Origin of the sequence: Plantactinospora sp. ZYX-F-223 (genome assembly GCF_039649625.1) — a bacterium.
Classification (GTDB): Bacteria; Actinomycetota; Actinomycetes; order Mycobacteriales; family Micromonosporaceae; genus Plantactinospora.
In genome coordinates, this window is sequence record NZ_JBDJAV010000067.1 from 16,530 (window position 1) to 34,587 (window position 18,058).

Here is an 18,058-nt window from a genome sequence, read left to right on the forward strand (position 1 = left end):
CGGTCTATCGGTACGCGGACGACGAGCGTGACGCCGGATACCAGTTCGACTGGCGAGAGCTGTGGCCCTACACGGCAGTGACATTCCGAACCACCCGAGCCGGATACGACATAGAGATGTACATCGAGCCGGGATACGAGGTCGTTCGGCTACGCTTGCGGACCGCCCCGACGGAGCCGAACTGCTCGACCTGGATCTGCGTTGCGTTCAGCGTGTCGGAGTCGAACGGATCCACGGTCGCGAGCTGCTACGAGTCGATTTCCCGGATGAGTCGCCGGCTTCCGCTCTGTGGCTACGGATAAAGCCTGACGTCGCGCCGCACTGGTCGTACGGCACGACAGGTTGACGTGGCTGCTGTACCGGAGAGCGGCTACAGAAGCGGATGTCCGATCAGGTACGGGTTGGTCGGGCGGGCGGGTCGCCGGTAGCGCGTTTCGGTCGTTCATCGTGCGTGCGCTCGAGGTATCTCGAAACCGGCGACCCTGCCATGCCGTCTCACCTGCATGAGGGTGCGACGGATCGGCATGGTGCTCGTGGCGGTTCTGTCAGTGGCGGGCTGTTCGAACGTCTCCGGGCGCGCTCCCTACCTCACTCAGCCGGCCATTGCCTGTCCACCGGTAGACAGGCTGGCCGGACAACGCTCCGCAGACCCGTTGCCTGCGGACTTCCTGCCGGTCGCGGCCGTCCGGTGCACGTTCCGGCTTAGCGTTGCGCAGTCCGCGGGTCCGCCCTCGTCGGGCCTCACCTGGGCTACCGCGCAGCGGGCCACCGGTCCGTTCGACGACCTCGTCCGCGCGCTGCGCCTACCGCCGCCGGAGACTACCGGCGACCTGGTGTGTCCGGCCGTCTTCGTGATGCCGGTGTTGCTGGCGCTGACGGACGCGTCAGGCAACACTGTCCTGCCGGCCTTGCCGGGTACCGTATGCCGCACCCCGCTTACCGAGGTGCAGTCGGCACTCGACGCGCTGCCGTGGGTGGAGATCGACCGTCAGCGCTGAGTTGGTCAGTGCTACGGCGATCGCGGCAGGACGGAGTACCCGCCTCGGGGATGAGTGGTGGTTGCCGGAGGTGTTGCCCGTCGGTTCGTCGGTGCTGTGGTGTGGGTGGGCGGCTCGGCTTGGGGGGAAGGCGTAGCCGGTGGAGGTGCGGTCGGGAGTCTGGTGGGGGTGGGCCGTGTCCTGCGTCAGTTGCATGGCCTGACCGCTGGTGGCTGGCGGCTCGTTGGTGATCGGGAGGTCGTTTGTCACGACGGGGTATCCGGCTGAGACCGGTGCGGACGGTTCTGGTCTGCCTGCTGGCAGGCACGGTATGCCTGGCTGCCGCCACCTGTGGATCCAGCGTCGAGGAGAAGGTTGGTGGCTCGTACGCCGACCAGGTCGAGGTGGACGGTTTTCGGCTGGTGGACAGGTACGTCCGGGCGGAGGATACCGTCCTCGTCTATGTTGGGCCGAGTGGTAGCGACGTCGCCGCCGCGGTGAAGGCCCCGGGTTTCGATTTCGGCTCATCGCCGCCAGCCGCCCCGACGGTCGGACTGCTGTTCCAGTATCTTGCTGAGGGATATCGCATTCCGTATCGAGATATGTCTTGCCGGCTGAGCGTCGCGCAGCTCAAAGAGGACGTCGCCTCGTTTGACTTCTTGGGACTCGACGCCGAGGACACGAAGGCCGTGAAGAGTGGTCAATCGACGGTGCTCGAGTTGACGGTCGGTTGCCGCCAACCGGGTTGACGCCGCCTCTGGAGGGAGTTCGGTGCCCTGATCTCGGACTGGACTGCCGCAACGGTGGCGCCGACGCCGGTAGGCCGGCCCAGATCGACATAAGGGTGGTCACGCATCCGGCGAGTTGTGGTGTGCCTGGATCCCGGTTAGTGCGTTGATCTGGGGTTGTGCAGGGCGCCTCGGGCGTACTGGTGAAAGTGGATCGCATGTGAGCTGTGACCGCGAGAGTTGCAGTGACGAGCATTGTCATGCCCGGACGTCAACCGACACCAGAGGCCGGCCACAGAGCGTGACGATTCTGGCCGGTGCGAGGCGCGCGGACGGCGGCATGAGAGTGAACACCTCGGACGCCAGGTCGACTACTTCGGCTTTCGCCGCCGGACTGCCGTTGCGGTTCACCGAGGGCGAGGCAGTGGTTGAGTCGCCCGGTTGGATGATGATGAACGGGTGAATCTGCGCCGTCCAGTGAGCTCCCGCGTGCTTGCGGTGGTTTTCGCGGCGTCGATGGTGTGGTTAGTCGGTTATCTGGTGAGTCTGCAGTTCACTGTCGGCGCCTCGGTGTCCGGGCGGCTCTGCATCGGCGTGATCTCGCTGATCGTCCTGCTCATGGTGGCCAGCTTTCTCCGGTACGCGTTGCAGCGGTTTCAGGTTGATGTCGACCGGGACGGCTGGACGGTGCGGATCGGCCGGTACCGACGTGACCTGCGATGGGCCGAGATCTCAGCAGTGGTGATCGAGAACCGGGAGATCGAGGGGCGGGGTCACCGCCGGACCGTTCCCGCGCTCTACCTGGTACCAGAGCCGGGCGTCAGCCTGGACACTCCGTGTGACCTGCAGGCCACCGTGGACGGACGACCGGCGGTACGGCTGTTCGACCTGGCCGACCTGAAGATCGAGGAGAAGCAGTTCGTCCGCGACCTGGCGAGTCTGGCCGGCGACCGCCTCGAGGTTCGGGTCCACCGCCTCAACCTGATGCTGCTGAGCGAGGACGCCCGGCAACGGCTGAACGGCGGGAGAGCTCTCCCCGCCTTCCCGCCTGGCGCGGAGGGCGTGCGAACGCAGCGCTGGCTGAACCGGGGGCGCTTCCTGCTGCTCGTCGGCTGGTACCTGTTCGCCGTTGTCCCCGCGCTGCTGCTCACAGTCTTCGCGGCCGGGTTGCACGAGCTGCTCGGCGCCGCGGTCGCGGTAATGGGCCTGCTCGCGGTCGTCGCCGCGTACGCCCAGTTCGTCACGCTGTTCAGCCATGCCACCGACCTCGTCGACACCGAGGTGGCGATCGCCGGCACGGAACTCGTTCAAGTGATCGGCGACCGCACCCACCGCTACGACATGCACGGCGGCAAAGCCGTGGTGCTGCCACCGGGGGCGAGACGAGGCTACGGCAAGGCGTGGCTGCTCGGGTTCCCGCACGCCGTGGTGCTGCTCGGCGATCCGCGGACCGGACGGCTTCGCGACCATGCCGACCTGCGCGCCCTGTCGGCAGTGCTGCGCGAGTCGCCACATGAGGCCGACCGGGCCGCCGCCCGAGAAATCGACAGCCTCGCCCTACAGTCCCAGGTCGGCGACCCGACGGAGCCAGCCGGTGCCGAAAACGCCCGACTGTGGATTTCGCTGACCAAAGCCGGCCGCATCCTGGCCTGGGCCGTCGTCGTGGGCTCCGTCCTGCTGGCTGGCGGCTGGATGCTGGAGAGTACCCACTACCTGGGGGGCGCGGTCATCCTCATCTGTGTGCCTCTGGCCACCGTGTGGGCGGCATACGCGCTGTACCGGATACTCGCGCTGCTCGGCGCGGCGTGGCATGCGGTCCGGAAACACCACTAACCAGCTTCAAACGCCCACAGCCGCAGTACCTCGGCGAGGAGGAGTTTTCCTTTCGTACTCTTGATCACGCGGGCGGGCGTTGTACCCGCAACCGCCCGTCGGCTCGCCACGCCAGAAGCAGCAGCCAGCGCCGCGGCCACCCGGCGCCGCGCCTTATCGGCGACAGATCCGGATACGCGTGGGGGCACGGACCCAGCAGTCCGGGTCATGCCGGCCCCGCCGCGGCGATCGGTCGGTTGGACACCGCGCTATGAGGAGGTCTGACGCTGGACGAAGAGGTCTGCCTCCAGTAGCCGGCCTGAGAGCCGGCCGGCGTCGTGGATTTCATCGGGAGTCATTCGTGGCACGATTTCGTGGGCTTCATGGATGCCGTCGCCGCTGCCGACGTTGAGCATGGCCAGATACCAGCGAAGTGCCTGCACAAGGTCGACCGGTCCGCCGAATCCGTCGCGGTACCAGCAGGCCGCCGCGAACATGCTGGCCTTGTCCCCGGACTCGGCGCCCCGCACGTACCACCGCAGCGCTTCCTCGTCGAGATCACGCTCGCTGAGTCGATCACCGAGCCGTGCGTACGCCTCGGTGACCCCGGCCTCGGCGGCCTGGCGTAGCCAGCGCACCGCATCGTCAGATCCGCCCGCCAGCACACCGAGGTTGAACGCGGCAAGCGCGTCTCCCGACTGCGCGGCGGCCCGATAGAGCCCGGCTGCCCGGGTGTCGTCCCGGGTTGTGCCGATACCGTGCTGAAGCAGATAGGCGAGCGTGCGCGCAGCGACCGGATCACCGTCGTCCGCCGACACCGTCAGCAGTCGCACACCTCCGGCCGGATCCGCGAGATGGAAGGCGCGGATCACGCCGAGCATCGTTCGGGCCCGGCGGTTCACCGACGCCGGCATGCGCAGTTTCGGCGCGAGCAGGGCCAGCTCCTTCCTTGCCGCCTCGATGCCCGCCTTGGCGGCTTCCAGGTACCAGGGTGCGGCCTCCGGCAGGTCCACCTTGTGGTAGGCGAAGAGTGTGCCCAGATCGTGCAGCGCCTGCACCTCCCCGGCGCTTGCCGCCATCCGCCAGTGACGCTCCGCCTCGTCCTGGTCCGCTGGTACGCCCTGACCGGTGGCGTACATCAGACCGACCATTCGACGAGCGGGCGCGTGACCCCACTCGGCCGAACGCTGGTACCACCGCAACGCCGCCGTCTGGTCCTGGTCGACACCCCGACCAGTGGCATACAGGACCGCGAGGTTGTGAGCCGCCTCGGCATTGCCCAACTCGGCCGCACGCTCGTACCACCCACAGGCCCGTACAGGATCTGCCGCCTCGCCGTGACCGCCGCTGGCCAACTGCCCCAACAGCACCAACGCTCGCCCATCCGGCCCGGCCAACTCCAACTGCTCACGGGCCTCCTCGAACGCGCCGCGCTGCACGGCGAGGAGCCCACGGTCGTATGCCTGCAATGCCACGCCGAGCAGTGTAGAGAGGCCACAGACCGGCAACCGGAATAGTGCATTGACCTCCAGCCGAACCTGTGACGCACCTGCGAAGGTCAGCCTCAGCGGCCCGCGTTGCCTGCTCGACCGACACCTACCCGCGGCGGCGGTTGCTGATGCCGACCGACACGCAAGACTGGCCACGAGGCGCGACGGCTCCCGGCAGAGTGCCGCACACGGACGGCGGCATGAGCGGATGTCCGTCGGCAGCATCTCGGCCCAGGCGTCCTTTTTATTGCCGACTACTGTCAATGAACCTGTAGCTCGTCGTATGGCATACCGTCCCACAGCGTGTAGGCGCGCTGCCGAACGACGGCGAGTACGGGCCTGGTTAGGAGGACGTCGCCAGCCCGTTGCACTCGAATGACGAGCCCTCACTCGTCGGCTCCGATGTCGCCTTCGGGAAATACTGCGGGCTCATTCCACGGGTGAGCATGAGTTCACGGAGTTCCGCGTCAAGCTGTGATGGGACACGGCCCACCAGCGGGATGCTGTCCAGCGAGACCTGCGGCCCGCAGAGGGCGTCGGCCACGACGCAGACGAGCCCTTCCGAATCGCCGAAATACGCCGTTACGGGACGGCGGTACGACGGGGTGCCCGCAGTGCGGAACCCAGCACGCTGGTCGCCCTCGTAGGCGGAGCGGTGTGCCGGAATTAGGGTTACAGTCCACTCGTCGAGGGCCGCTGCCGCCTGCTCGAAGCTCATTCCGAACCGCAGCGGGCCTACCCCGACCAGAGGCTGATAGACCCACTGGTGACGATCGCTCTCGGCCAAGACTTCCCACGGTGTCATGGCTCCCCACGGTAGACGGCGTCGACTTCCCCGCGACGGTTCCCACCACCGCCCGATGTCGCCACCGGCCGACCAGCGCATGCCGGACGGCGTATCCAACCCGCAAGAGTGGGCTGCTCGCGTCGTCTGACAACGCGCGCTCATCGGCGCGAGCGTACGTTCGGCAACTGGACGATGGCGTACGGAGAGTAACGGGGCGCCGGGTCCAGCGCGCCCGCTCGGCGGCAATTGCGGATACCCAATTCAGACGCGAAGCGGTCGAGACACCCCGCAAGGGTGTGTGTATCTGGCGCTGATGAGCCATGACCCACTGGCAAGGATCGCAGGAGATGGATCATGCGCGTGGATCCGGTGTATTGCGCGCATATCGAAATTCGCTTACGCCACCGCAACAGTCATTCGTCTTCGGTGGAGGCATGGACCACAGAGCATCACTGTCAACACCAGGTTTGTCCACCGGGAAAGGACTGTGATCATGGACTCCGACTCGGTAGGTGGCATCGACCGGCGGCGGCTGGTCACATGGGGCGGGCTGGCTGCCGCCAGCGTGGTGGCGGCCAGCGCGCCGCTGGTCGGTGCCAGGACCGCCCACGCCCACTCGGACCCCACCGGCTCGTCCGAGCGCGACCGGATCCCGCCGGACACCCGACCCGGCGGCGCCTACGACCGGTACGTGGCGCAGCTCGCCGCCGAGGGCAAGTTCTCCGGTGTAGTGCTGCTGTCGCACCGAGGCCGGACGGTGCTGTCCCGCAGCTACGGCATGGCAGACAAGGAAAAGGGGATCCGCAACCACGAGGGCATCGCGTTCAATCTCTCCTCGGCCAGCCAGCCCTTCCTGTCGGTGGCCATCTTGCAGTTGCTGCAGCAGGGCAGGCTGACGCTATCGGACCCGGTGGGCAAACACCTGACCGGCTTCGCCACGGACATCGCCGAACAGGTGACCATCCACCACCTGCTCACCAGCACCACCGGGCTGGACGCGCCGATGCCGGACTGGCAACGCATCTTCCACAGCCGGGAGGAGGTGCACGAGCACTACCAGCGGTGGACCCGGCAGGCGACGCTGGTGGGCGTCCCCGGCGCGGGGTCCAACGGCCACCGTCCCGGCGCCGGGGTCGGCCTGGCCATGGCCGCGCAGATCGTGGAGGCCCTGTCCGGCATGACGTTCTGGGACTACGTGCACGAGCATGTCTTCCGGCGCTGCGGCATGAAAGGCTCGGCGTTCTACACCAGGCAGCAGTGGCTCACCGACGAGCACATCGCGCACCCGTACATGCTGCAGACCGACGGCAGCCTCGTTGACGCCGTCCGCAACCTGGACAAGGGCAGCGTGGACTCGAACACACAGGGCAGGAATCCAGGTCGCGGCTTCATCGGTTACGCCTCGGGCGACGGCTTCGCCACCGCGCCGGACCTGGTCCGGTTCGCGGAAGCGCTGCGCAACGGCACGGTGCTGGACCGGCCCTACGCCGATCTGTTCACCGGGGCCAAGCTCCCCGGCGGAGACCCCACGTCGTTCCACGGGTACACGATGCCGCTCAGCATCACCAACGGCCAGTGGGTATTCGGGCGCGGCGGCGGGGGCCCCGGCATCGGCGCCAACTGGAGCATCTACCCAGACACCGGTTGGGTGGGCGTCGCCCTCAGCAACGACGACAACGTGCAGATACAGGACCTCCTCCTGCAGCAGGAGGCTGCCATCACCGGCGCGCCAGTCAACCCGCCCCCAGGCGGCGGCGGCTGACGCGCGGGCACGGCTGGGCCGCAACGAGGAGAAGGAGTCTCCTGACGTTCTCGTGAGTGGGTTCACGCCCTGCCTGGTGGTTGGTGGCTATGCTCCACCCGCGACGGAGCATAGCCACCACCATGCAGTAGCCCTACTCCGTTTTGAGGACCATTGCAGGCATGTTGCTGAAGATCGCTCGGGAATGGGAATGTGGACGCACGCGTTCGCCTGGCGCCAGCTGGCATAGAAGAATGGCACAGACCGGCGCACTAACATCGGCATTATGCAGGTAATCGTTGTCAAGCTGATCATGATGCGTGTCGGTCCTCGTGAAGCTTGCCGACTGGGACATGGAGCCAGTGCGCGGCGCCGATGAGCACGACTGCGTCGGCTTGCAGGGTGGTGAACTCGCCGACGCGTAGCCCGGTGCGGAGCAGCACCTCGACCACGACCCGGGTCAGCATTCGGGGCTGGGCTTGCGCGGCGCGTAGTAGCCGCGCGGCGGCTGCGTCGTCGAGGGCCTTCGGTAGCGGGTGGTGCTGGCGGGGCAGATCAGCGGGGATGATCGGCACCCGGGGCGGTGCGTCGGGCCACTCCCACTCGGTGATGCGGATGAAGAACATCCGCAGGGTGCCGAGGCGGTGGGCGAGGGTCGCCGGGGTGATCCGGGCGGTGCGGTGATCCGACCGGGCGGCCAGCCACAGGCGGAAGTTTTCCAGGTGACGGCGGTTGATGTCGGCGACGCCGGTGATGTCGGGTGTCTGTTCGGCGAGGAACGCGGCCAGGCCGCGTAGGGCCTGGTCGGCGTTCCTGACACTGCCCGGACGCAGGATGGCGCTGATCTGGTCGAGGTAACGGCGCATCGTGGCGACCACACCCGGGATGACGGCCGCCAGGTCGTCCCAGTCGGCCAACCGCCGGCTCACCGGCCGGCTCCGTCAACGATCGACAGCCTGTTGGCGGCCGGTTTGCCGGGTAGGAGTTGCGCGTCGATGGCCTCGGCAGCCCTGCGGTACTGGGAGGCGAGCCAGTCGTCGGCCAAATGCAGATAGATACGGGTGGACTCGATCGAGGCGTGTCCGGCCTGAGCCTGCACGGCTTCCAGCGCCATGCCCGCTTCCCGCAGTCGGGTCAGGCAGGTATGCCGGAGTTGGTGGCAGGTCGCCTGTGTCAGACCGGCACGGGACCGGGCGGAATCGAGGATCTGGTCCAGCCCGGCGGGCGACAGCGGCGTCCCCCGACGGGGCCCTTCAACACCACGAACACCCGGTCGGTGACCGTGTCGGCGGGCCGTTCGAGGTGCAGGTAGGCGGCCAGGGATGCGAAGAACCGGCCCGAGACCGGGATCAACCGCTGGTGCCCGCCCTTGCCCTCGGCGATGAACACCCGCCGGCCGGCGACCTGCAGGTCCTCCAGTCGCAGGCCGAGGACCTCGCAGCGGCGTAGCCCGCCGAGCACCATCGCCTCGGCCATGGCCCGGTCCCGGTGCGTGCGCAACGCCGCCAGCAGGGCGTCCACCTGCACCGGGGACAGCACCCTCGGCAGGGTCCGTGGGGTACGTACCAGCGGCACGCCCTGACGGGGACGCTGCCGCTCCCGCCGAGTCGGTAGCCCGCGCGGCACCGGGTTCGCCGCCGCATCTCCCCGGGCCTGCAGGAACGCGAAGAACCCGGACACGCTCGACAATCGACGGCGGACCGTCCGCGCCGACAACCCCGCCGAACGATCGGTCACATCCTGCAACCGGCCGCCCGGACGGCCAGTGTGCTGCGCGGTCACGAACCCCAGCACGTCCGCCGCGACGACCTCGGCCGGCGGCTTACCGACCACGGTGAAGAACACCTTCAGGTCGTACGCCACCGCCGCGACCGTGTTCGGCCGAGACCGTACCGCCAGGAACTCCAGATACGCATCCAGCAACGCCACACCGAACCGGACGACAAGATCGCCGCCCGCGTTCCGGGACCGCCGCAGACACAACTCACCCCACGACATACAGGAGCCTCTCTGTCTGACCCACCGGCATCAGCCCTCACTGGGTCAACGAGGATTACCTGTTCACCTGCCGGAGACGACGGTGCTCGGCTGGTTCCAGCGCTGTTGGCACCACGAGGACCCGGAAGCGCTGCTCGACGCCGAGATCGGCGGCGGCGCCTACGGTTTCGACTCGATCTTCGAGGCGATCGAGGAACACGACCTGCCCTGCCCGCAGACCCTCGACGAGCTGCGTGAACTCCTGGACGAGCACCTCTGGGTCGAGTCTGACGACCCGATCCGCCTCGATGAGCGGGGGCTGCGGGTGCGTACCAACGACGACGAGGTAGATCTGGCCTACTTCTTCCTCGAGGACGAGGCGGTCGACGCCCACCCCGACCGGCTCGCGTACCTCGTGAACGGCACCTGGCCGCTGCCGTCCGGTGCCGCCGCGTCCGGCGCGACCTTCACCCCTGACCTGGTACTCCGCGTCGTCGGCCCGCCTGGCCCTGGTTCGGACTCCGTCTACGCGGTCCGCGTCAGTTGGCAGCACACCGCAGACAACGGCACGAACCTGGACCAGCGGGGAGTGACCGTCTTCCCCGGCGTCACTCTGCCCCAACTCGCCGACCACCTAAGCGGTATCGACGACCCCGTGTCCCGAGAACGCTTCGACGCCGACCTGCTGCGCTCTCTCGTCGGACCCGGCGACCGCAGCATCGGCCCCGCCATGGACCGTTACGTCGCCCTCAAACCCTACGACCTGTCAATCTTCGCGGAGTGGACCGCACCCAGGCACGAGCAGATCCTGCAATGGAAGCTGCCGGAGCCACCGCCGGCGGCCCGCGTCGCGGTGGACGAGCATCTCGCCCAAGCCGCCCGCTACATCGACGACTTCTTCGGCTACGAGCAACTGTTCCTCTTCGACACGCGCTGGGCGGCCGCGCACCCCGACCTGGCGCTGTCCCTGCTCCGATATGCCACTCACTGGGACCCGTTTGAGCTGTGACGGGTTTCCCCAGCGTTCCATTGCGTCACGGGATCCTGACCGCCCGCGTAGGTTTACCCCGCAAGCTTCGACTGAACTTGCCGCATCCGCTCTTCTGCATGATCGGACGCTGCGCGTCAGCCCCACGCCGCCACGCTCTGTGACCCGTGCGCAGCCGGCCGCCGCCCACTCTGCGGCAAATCCGGATGTCGGATCATGACCGTCCAGGCATCATCATCGTGTGAACGCCGCCCCCCCGAACGATCGTCCTGGTGGATGACCTCCGTTCGTTCGTGGATGGCCGTAGCGCCGAGGTGGCCCGGACCAGCGCCGCTGGAGTTGAACTCCTCGGTCGGTACCGGGACCGGCGCTTGGACGAGCTGTGGTTGGACCACGACCTTGGCGGGGACGACGCGATCTGGCCGGTCGTGGAGGTCCTGGAACGGGCGGCCTTCGACGAGCGTCCCTTTGACGTCGGCGTCATCAATGTCCACTCCGCCAACCCGGCCGGCGCTGCGAAGACCGCTCTGGTCTTACGGCACTGGGGGTATCGCGTCCGCATCGCGTCGGGCTCCACGGAGGTCGGCTATCTCGACGGCACGGCGTGAGCTGACCGGCTCGAACGCGCCGACCGACGGCTGTCACACTCGGACGGCGGCAGATCCGGATATGCACGGCGGCAGCGGTGGCGCGTCGAGCCAGGGAGGATGTTGCCGTGGACTACCTGCCGCCGATACCGGATCCAGCTGACGGCACCATCCGCCGCTACGTCATCGTCGCATCAGAGCCGCGATGCCCCCGCTATCTGGACCTTCTGCACGGCAATCTCGGCGGACAGGACGCACCGAAGAACGTCTCGACTGTCGACGCCCTGCGCCAGGATGCTCGCCGTATCAGCGATGAGGAACTTGTCTTCCTGCTCCAACCCGGCAGAATGCCGAACTGGCGACCGCGGTTGGTGGCTGCCTACCTCATCGGGATCGGCAGACGTACCCGGTTTCGGGAAACCATCGGTGACCTGCTGCTTGCCAGCGAGGTCTGCTTCAGCGGCCAGGGCTACTGCTTCACCCTCGCCGCCTTCGGCGACCACCAGGACGCCGAGATCCTGATCGCCTACCTCGACCGCTATCTGCCTAGACTCGATCTTCGCTACGACCAGCGCTGGGCGCTGGGCGCCCTACAGCACGTCGACCTTCGGCTCGGCACAAACCACGCTGACCGCTACCTCGCCCCGGACGGCCTGTGGGAACGCTGGACGGGCGCTGTCTCCGGCCAGCCAAACGTCGACACCTACCGAGACTTGATCAGCAACCTGTGCAGGGTGTGAGTCGGCGTCGGTGAGCCGCAGCCGCGGGAGGATGATGTGGGGGTGGACAGGTCAAACGACGAGGCGCAACTGGGTGAGGTGGACTGGTTCTCCGTGCGGTGTGTCTTCCGCGTCGGGTCCAGTCCGACGGGTCAGGCGTACGAGGAGAGACTGACACTGTGGCGGGCGGAGAGTTTCGACCAGGCGGTTGCGCTGGCAGAAGCGGAGGCACTCGGGTACGCGGCTGAGCAGCCTAATGGGAGCTACCGGGTCAGCCGCTGGCAGACTCGGTGCCTGGTAGCCGCAGGCAGGTGAGCACTCCCGCAGCCTGGACCGATGTCGAGTCCTGGTGTCAGAGCGTGCCCCTGCCTGTGGTCGGGAGATGAACGGCTGATGGGGTGTCGTGTCCGCCGTACGTTGGCGTGAGCACTGGTCCATTAGGGCGCTGGAGTCTTCCGCGGGCTGCTGACATAGACCCGTGGCAGAGCGGAGATCGCAAGTGCTGTTCGTCGGCGATGACTGGGCGGAAGACCACCACGACGTGGAGGTGCAGGACGAACACGGCCGGGCGATACGTGCGGCCCGGCTACCTGAGGGTGTGGACGGGATGACCCGCTTCCACGAGCTCGTCGCCAGGTTCCTGCCGGACAACGCGAAGCCTTCCGACGTGTTGGTGTGTATCGAGACCGATCGAGGGCCGTGGGTGAGGGCGCTGGTCGCGGCCGGCTACCAGGTTTACGGGGTGAACCCAAAACAGGCCGCCCGGCACCGGGAGGGCATGTCACTGTCGGGCGCCAAGAGCGACAAGGCCGACGCGCACACCCTGGCCGATATGGTCCGGACCCGCCGTCACCAACTGCGCCAGGTCGCTGCGGACTCCGACATCGCCGAGGCGGTCAAGGTCGTGGCCCGGGCACATCAGACCCTGATCTGGGAACGCACCCGCCACACGCTGCGGCTGCGGGCAGCGCTACGCGACTATTTCCCCGCGGCGCTGGCGGCCTACCAGGTATTGACGCTCACCGGCGCCGACACCCTGGAACTGCTGGCGAAGGCGCCCACTCCGGCCGCGGCGGCCAAGCTGACCGTCACGCAGATCAGCCAGACATTGAAGAAGGCCCGCCGCCGCGACATCCCGGCCAAGGCTGCCGCGATCCAGCAGGCCCTGCGCACCGAGCACCTGGGCCAGGCCGACGTTGTCGCCGGCGCCTACGCGGCGACCGTTCGCGCCACCGTCGCGGTCCTGCAGACCCTCAACACCGAGACCCGCACCCTCGAAGGGCAGGTCGAGGCCCATTTTGGCCAGCACCCGGACGCTGAGGTCTACCTCAGCCAACCCGGCATCGGCGCGATTCTCGGCGCCCGGGTGCTCGCAGAGTTCGGCGACGCGGCAGACCGCTACGCCGACGCCAAATCCCGCAAGAACTACGCCGGCACCGCACCGATCACCCGCCAGTCCGGCAAATCCAAGACCGTCCACGCCCGGTTCATCCACAACAACCGGCTCGTTGACGCGCTGCACATGCAGGCCGGCGCAGCGATCCTGCACGACCCCGGCGTCCGCGCCTACTACGACGAACTCCGCAACCGCGAAATCGGCCACAACGCGGCCCTGCGCCAGGTCGGCAACCGCCTCGTCGGCATCCTCCACGGCTGCCTCAAGACCACCAGCTCCTACAACGCAACGACCGCCTGGTCACACCGCACACAACCCGCCACAGCTTGACATCCAAGAAGCTGGGGTGTCTGACACGGTCTTCGCGGGGCTCGCCCAGGCATACCGGATGTTCGACGAACCCGGACACGGAGCGGAAGTCTTCTCACTGATCAGGGACAGTGGCCTGGACCCGCAGGCATACCTGACGGCTTTCTTCGATACCGGTCGAGAGAGACAAGGAGACCTCTCTCCCGGTATCTGAGGAGCGCGCCACCCTGAGCAAGCTTGCTGTCCATGCCGCGCACGGGACCTTCAGCAGTTACGGCTCTCGACCGATATGGAAGGCAGTGACGTGGTGTGGCGGCTCCCATCGGGTGGCCGCGCACGGACGGCGGCATGAGCGGATGTTGATCGCAATCCGACACTGGCTTGGCGTCACCGACCACAGCCTGGCCTGCAGACAGCAACGGTGGCGTAGCAAGTTGGCCCTTCGCGAACAGCGTCGCGACGCCGGCTTTTGACAGCTGACCTTACGATCTTGGCGTGTCTCGTACCCGCCGCTCATTAACCCGCATGCGGATCGTATTCACCCTCGGACTCCTACTGGGTCTAGGTATCACCACAGGACTCGTCTCGTCGACTCTGAGCGATATGAGGGGATCCGACGTTCTTGCTGAGATCGTAAAGGTCGAGCATCGCGGATCAAAAACCTTCCTGACCGTCCGCTTCAGGGCGAGTGGCGGCGAGCAGTGTGAGTCGTACTTTCGATCGTCCACGGACCGACCGGCACTCGGCGCGCGCGACCACATCCGGATCCGCCATCCGACCGGCAATCCTTGCGTCAACGTTCGCGAAACGAGCGAGCCGAACTCGTGGATGCCGGTCGTCCTCGGGACGTTGCTCACCATTGGGATGGCAGTAGGTGCCTACTTGGCGTGGCGCCCGCCCACCACCCCGCCTTCCCGGTATGCCGACATGCCGTAGCGGGGCCGGAGCGCAGTTAGTCCTTCAATCCACACGCCTCGGTACCACCGGGCGGCAACCGGACTTGCTCGACACGACATCGCGTAGCGCGGCATTGCAGGATCTCCAAAAGGGCGGCACGGACCCGTCGGATCGCGTCGTCGTCCACATCGAGGGCAGGCGGCAGTCGCGCGGGAAGCTGAGGGTCGCGACGGCCGGTGTGTCAAATTCGAGGGAGAGGTCGTGGCCGATGAGGGCCCAGGCGCCTGGCCCTCTGGCGACCGACCCGGCGCTGTTGACCACCTGTCCACCCAGCGTCGTAGCACAGCCGGATCAGCAAAGGTGGACACCTGCCGCGCCAAGGATCAGTGTGAGCGTCATCGGTCTGCCGCCGGTCCGCTCGGTCGACGCGCGGAGCGGCGTGTGATCCACGTCGCAACCGTGCAGTGGCGTCGACCGCTCACGCGATAGAGATACGGCGGTGCACGCACGCAATGCGGCAGATGTGGGCACCAGGTTGTGTGTTACTCGAAGCCGCGGAAGATGCCGTCGCTGTCCACGTTGTCGGCGAACTCTTCCCAGTCCATGTTCGAGATCGTGAGGTTGTTCTGAATCGACCACATCTCGGACGGTACGACTCGGAACGTGGCACCGTACTGCGGCCCCTTGCCCTGGTCCTCCAGATCTTCCGTGTAGTCGTAGAGGTTGACCACCAGAATCGGCCGGTCAGGGTGAGTCAGCGCCTTCGTGTCGACGAGGAAGGCGACGGCATGATGCACGTCTGCGGGCGCCATCTCCAGGAGCTGCGACGGCGTGATCCCCTCGTACGCACGATCATCGACGAACGTAACGAACGCGGTGAACCCCTCGTCCGTCTGTGGTTCAGCGATCGCCGCCTGAATCTCTATCCATTCCTGCGGATGAGCAAAATCGGTACGGATGACCATGGAAACGTCGGAGCCCTGGTGCCACATGCGCTCATCCACGCACGCAAGGATAGGCCAAACCGACAGCATCGAACGCACTCTCATCGGCTGACTCGAAAATGTTGAGTGGGTGGGCAGGCGGCAGCACTTGACCGCCCCCGCTCCTTCATGGATGACACAGAGGGGAGCCAGTTCCGGACGTTGACGGGCACGGGGGCGGGCCACGGGGCGTGGCGGCTGCCATCTGGGTGGTTCGTGGGTGGCTGCGCTGCGACGGCGCGACCCTGCCGGCGCAGTGATCGATGGTGATGATGGTGTGCTGTACTGCCAGGCATGAGGCAGCGGGCAGGTTGGTCATCGGTGTGGTGGTGCTGCTCATCGGGGTAGGCGGTCTGGCCGGCTGGCGGTGGTGGTGGCGTAGCCTGCCGCCGTACGGGCCGGAGGTGCTGGCGGCGCCAGCCCTGCTAGGCGGTAACGAGACCTCTGACGGAACGGGCCTTGGACGCGCATCGGTTGGCCCGTGCTGTGGATCAGGGCTGGGACGCCATGGTGAGCTTTGCGATGTCTGGGGCATAGACGGTCATCCAGTGCGGATGCAGCCGGTAGTAGACCACGTCGTTGTCCCAGTCGAAGAGGTCGTCGCCGTAGAAGTCCTTCAAGTACGCAAGCACGTCCGGCCAGTCCCTGGCCTGGTCGCCGTTCTGGGGGTTGAGGATCTCCACCTTGCCGTGCGTGAAGACGCCGAGGTCCTCACCGCGCATATGGGCGGCGCTGACGGCGGGCCGCGCCGCGAGGTGGCGCGCCTTGGCCGCGTCGCGCGCCGTGCCGAAGTACCACTTGCCTCGCAGGAAGTGCCCGTCCACACCGCTGATCCGCGGCTCACCCTTCGCCGTCACGCTGGACAGAGCGAGGGTGCACATGCCGGTGAGGACCTGGGTGAGCTGCTCCGCGTTCAGTGTTCGCGCGGTGTTGATGATCGAGCGGAGGTGGGAGGTGGAGCGGGCGAGGGAGGCGTCAAGGAGGGCCTGGAGCTCTTCGAGATCTTCTGGAGTTTCGCGCATGGAGGTCCTTGTCTTTCCGCATCTATCTGTGCCGCGGTCCGCGCCCATCACCGGCGCCGACCGATGAACCTATGCTCCACCCAAAACCTGACACCTTGCGTCATATTTCTTCAACTGGCTTGCGGACGCCAGCGGGCCGCGCGGCAGCCGGCGTGAGAGGCCGGCGGCGCGACGTGACGGCTCCCGGCTGGCGACGCGCGCGCTCTGCGGCATGTGAGGATGGCCGGGAGTCGTGCGCGGGTCCGGTCGTGACGAACCGAAGAGCTGCTGATGAGCGTGGACGTCCGGCAGCGCAAGAGGCTCAGCTCCGCCCGATAACGCGGCTGCTGAATAACGACCTTCCAGCCGTTCTCAGTCGGTCGTCCAACCGACTGAGCGCTGCCAGTCGGTTCCGGGTAGTTCGGCAAGTCGCTGTGCCGGTACCCGTCGAAGGGTGACCTGCGGTGCCAGCAGTGCGAGGCTCGGCATTTGTGGGTCAGGTCGTATGTGCATTTCAAACCCCTTCTCCGCCAAGCAATAGACCAGGCCCCCGTCGCTGGACACGAGTCGATCGTCCGCGCGCCCCCAGCAGGACACCCTTCCGGAGGTCGGGTAGCCAGCGCCTGCCGTCCTCTGGACGAGCACGGTGACCGTGCGGCCGGGCCTGGTTGGTCGATCGGAGAGCTCGAGGAAGAGGTCCGGATGGCCCGGCTGGCCGGGATACGCGTACGTCAGTTCGAAGCCGGGGATCTCCGGAACGACCAGCGGCACGCCGAGAGCGCGAAAATCGTCGACTCGCCACCGCAGTTGACTGGCTCGCTCGATGCCGACGACGGCGACGAACATGGCCGCCACGGCGAGCACAGCGCCCACTCGGGCCAGGCCAGGCAGCCGGCGACGAGTAGCCAACGCCAATGCGAGGTGCACACACAACGTAAACACGGCCCAGAAGCCGGTGGTTTCCCACCGGTCGCGTACCGGCCCGCCGATGGCCACCCCAACCGGGATCAGGACTACCAGCAGGATCGGCACCAGGGCATGCGTCAGATAGGCTCCAAGTCCCCTCCGTCGCATCACCAACATCCATAGCAGCGGTGACAACGCGGCGATGACACATACGGCGCAGAGTGCCACGGCGAGGGAGATGAACATCGGACCTATTGACATGGTCCAGTCCTGGTCTGCCGTCCACAGCCCGACAGCCAACACGGCCGCGACCGAGACGGCCCCACATGCCAACGCGTGGAGCGTCACGATCCGCATGGGCGGAACGTCGGCGCCGTCGCCGCTGAGGTCCGTCATGTCTTTGCCACCCTCATTCTGAGTGCTCAGCCATCCCGTACTAGAACGCTGTTTGATAGCGGCGGGCAGGAACCAGCCGCCGTGACGAGGTAGATCGAACCCGTCAGCGGCCCCTCTACACGGCTCGGTTAAAGACTGGACCACGATCCGGTGAGGTCCATAGTCTGCAACAGGTCCTCGCCAGGCGCTCTCCGTACGATCAGGTGGTTGTCGTCGTACCGGTCAAGGACGACCTCGCCGCCGCCGAACTCCCCCCCCCGGTACCGTTCCGTCGGCGAGGTCCACGATCCGGGCCGGTCCGGCCCGCGAGTGGGTCCACATCGCGGCGCGGTGTCCGTCCCATGCCATCGGCAACCACGCCGAG

Annotated in this window: 16 protein-coding genes; 8 read left to right on the plus strand and 8 right to left on the minus strand. The window is 67.0% G+C overall.

Annotated features, from left to right (window positions below):
* The first annotated feature begins 524 nt into the window (after positions 1 to 524).
* From AAH979_RS38690 to AAH979_RS38700, 3 genes are all read left to right on the plus strand, one after another.
* Positions 525 to 998 (plus strand): hypothetical protein, encoded by a 474-nt coding sequence (locus tag AAH979_RS38690; protein ID WP_346263079.1) that lies wholly within the window; start codon positions 525 to 527, stop codon positions 996 to 998.
* Positions 999 to 1,270: 272 nt separating this feature from the next.
* The gene (locus AAH979_RS38695; RefSeq protein WP_346263080.1) at positions 1,271 to 1,726 is read left to right on the plus strand and encodes a hypothetical protein; all 456 of its coding nucleotides are present in this window, start codon (positions 1,271 to 1,273) and stop codon (positions 1,724 to 1,726) included.
* Between the two features lie 519 nt (positions 1,727 to 2,245).
* On the plus strand, positions 2,246 to 3,538 hold the full coding sequence (locus tag AAH979_RS38700; RefSeq protein ID WP_346263081.1) for a hypothetical protein: 1,293 nt from the start codon (positions 2,246 to 2,248) through the stop codon (positions 3,536 to 3,538).
* A 248-nt stretch (positions 3,539 to 3,786) separates the two neighbouring features.
* Here the strand turns inward: AAH979_RS38700 and AAH979_RS38705 are convergent, their stop codons facing one another.
* Positions 3,787 to 4,992 (minus strand): tetratricopeptide repeat protein, encoded by a 1,206-nt coding sequence (locus AAH979_RS38705; RefSeq protein WP_346263082.1) that lies wholly within the window; start codon positions 4,990 to 4,992, stop codon positions 3,787 to 3,789.
* A 358-nt stretch (positions 4,993 to 5,350) separates the two neighbouring features.
* Positions 5,351 to 5,812 (minus strand): hypothetical protein, encoded by a 462-nt coding sequence (locus tag AAH979_RS38710; RefSeq protein WP_346263083.1) that lies wholly within the window; start codon positions 5,810 to 5,812, stop codon positions 5,351 to 5,353.
* Between the two features lie 475 nt (positions 5,813 to 6,287).
* Between AAH979_RS38710 and AAH979_RS38715 the strand changes: the two genes are divergently transcribed.
* Positions 6,288 to 7,556 carry a serine hydrolase domain-containing protein gene (locus AAH979_RS38715; protein WP_346263084.1) on the plus strand — a complete coding sequence of 423 codons (1,269 nt, stop codon included), beginning with the start codon at positions 6,288 to 6,290 and terminating at the stop codon, positions 7,554 to 7,556.
* 290 nt (positions 7,557 to 7,846) lie between these two features.
* Here the strand turns inward: AAH979_RS38715 and AAH979_RS38720 are convergent, their stop codons facing one another.
* The 3 genes from AAH979_RS38720 to AAH979_RS38730 are packed head-to-tail and all read right to left on the minus strand — an operon-like array spanning position 7,847 to position 9,464.
* A complete protein-coding gene (locus AAH979_RS38720) occupies positions 7,847 to 8,464 on the minus strand; it encodes a phage integrase SAM-like domain-containing protein (protein WP_346263085.1) in 618 nt (205 codons plus the stop codon).
* On the minus strand, positions 8,461 to 8,766 hold the full coding sequence (locus AAH979_RS38725; RefSeq protein WP_346263095.1) for a tyrosine-type recombinase/integrase: 306 nt from the start codon (positions 8,764 to 8,766) through the stop codon (positions 8,461 to 8,463). Before AAH979_RS38725 ends, AAH979_RS38720 begins: the two co-directional genes overlap by 4 nt.
* The gene (locus tag AAH979_RS38730; protein WP_346263086.1) at positions 8,709 to 9,464 is read right to left on the minus strand and encodes a tyrosine-type recombinase/integrase; all 756 of its coding nucleotides are present in this window, start codon (positions 9,462 to 9,464) and stop codon (positions 8,709 to 8,711) included. Before AAH979_RS38730 ends, AAH979_RS38725 begins: the two co-directional genes overlap by 58 nt.
* Positions 9,465 to 9,615: 151 nt before the next feature.
* Here AAH979_RS38730 and AAH979_RS38735 point away from each other — a divergent pair, with 151 nt between their 5' ends.
* The 4 genes from AAH979_RS38735 (at position 9,616) to AAH979_RS38750 (ending at position 13,532) form a co-directional block, all read left to right on the plus strand.
* Complete coding sequence (locus AAH979_RS38735) at positions 9,616 to 10,521, plus strand: hypothetical protein (RefSeq protein WP_346263087.1); 906 nt, start codon at positions 9,616 to 9,618, stop codon at positions 10,519 to 10,521.
* Between the two features lie 242 nt (positions 10,522 to 10,763).
* The gene (locus AAH979_RS38740; RefSeq protein ID WP_346263096.1) at positions 10,764 to 11,108 is read left to right on the plus strand and encodes a cyclic-phosphate processing receiver domain-containing protein; all 345 of its coding nucleotides are present in this window, start codon (positions 10,764 to 10,766) and stop codon (positions 11,106 to 11,108) included.
* 107 nt (positions 11,109 to 11,215) lie between these two features.
* Positions 11,216 to 11,827 (plus strand): DUF6000 family protein, encoded by a 612-nt coding sequence (locus AAH979_RS38745; protein ID WP_346263088.1) that lies wholly within the window; start codon positions 11,216 to 11,218, stop codon positions 11,825 to 11,827.
* Between the two features lie 478 nt (positions 11,828 to 12,305).
* Entirely contained in the window at positions 12,306 to 13,532 is a 1,227-nt protein-coding gene (locus tag AAH979_RS38750) for an IS110 family transposase (RefSeq protein WP_346263089.1), read from the plus strand.
* Between the two features lie 1,418 nt (positions 13,533 to 14,950).
* Here AAH979_RS38750 and AAH979_RS38755 read toward each other — a convergent pair.
* From AAH979_RS38755 to AAH979_RS38765, 3 genes are all read right to left on the minus strand, one after another.
* Complete coding sequence (locus tag AAH979_RS38755) at positions 14,951 to 15,412, minus strand: hypothetical protein (RefSeq protein WP_346263090.1); 462 nt, start codon at positions 15,410 to 15,412, stop codon at positions 14,951 to 14,953.
* Positions 15,413 to 15,882: 470 nt separating this feature from the next.
* The gene (locus AAH979_RS38760) at positions 15,883 to 16,413 is read right to left on the minus strand and encodes a pyridoxamine 5'-phosphate oxidase family protein (RefSeq protein WP_346263091.1); all 531 of its coding nucleotides are present in this window, start codon (positions 16,411 to 16,413) and stop codon (positions 15,883 to 15,885) included.
* Between the two features lie 351 nt (positions 16,414 to 16,764).
* Entirely contained in the window at positions 16,765 to 17,694 is a 930-nt protein-coding gene (locus AAH979_RS38765; RefSeq protein WP_346263092.1) for a hypothetical protein, read from the minus strand.
* Positions 17,695 to 18,058: the final 364 nt, after the last annotated feature.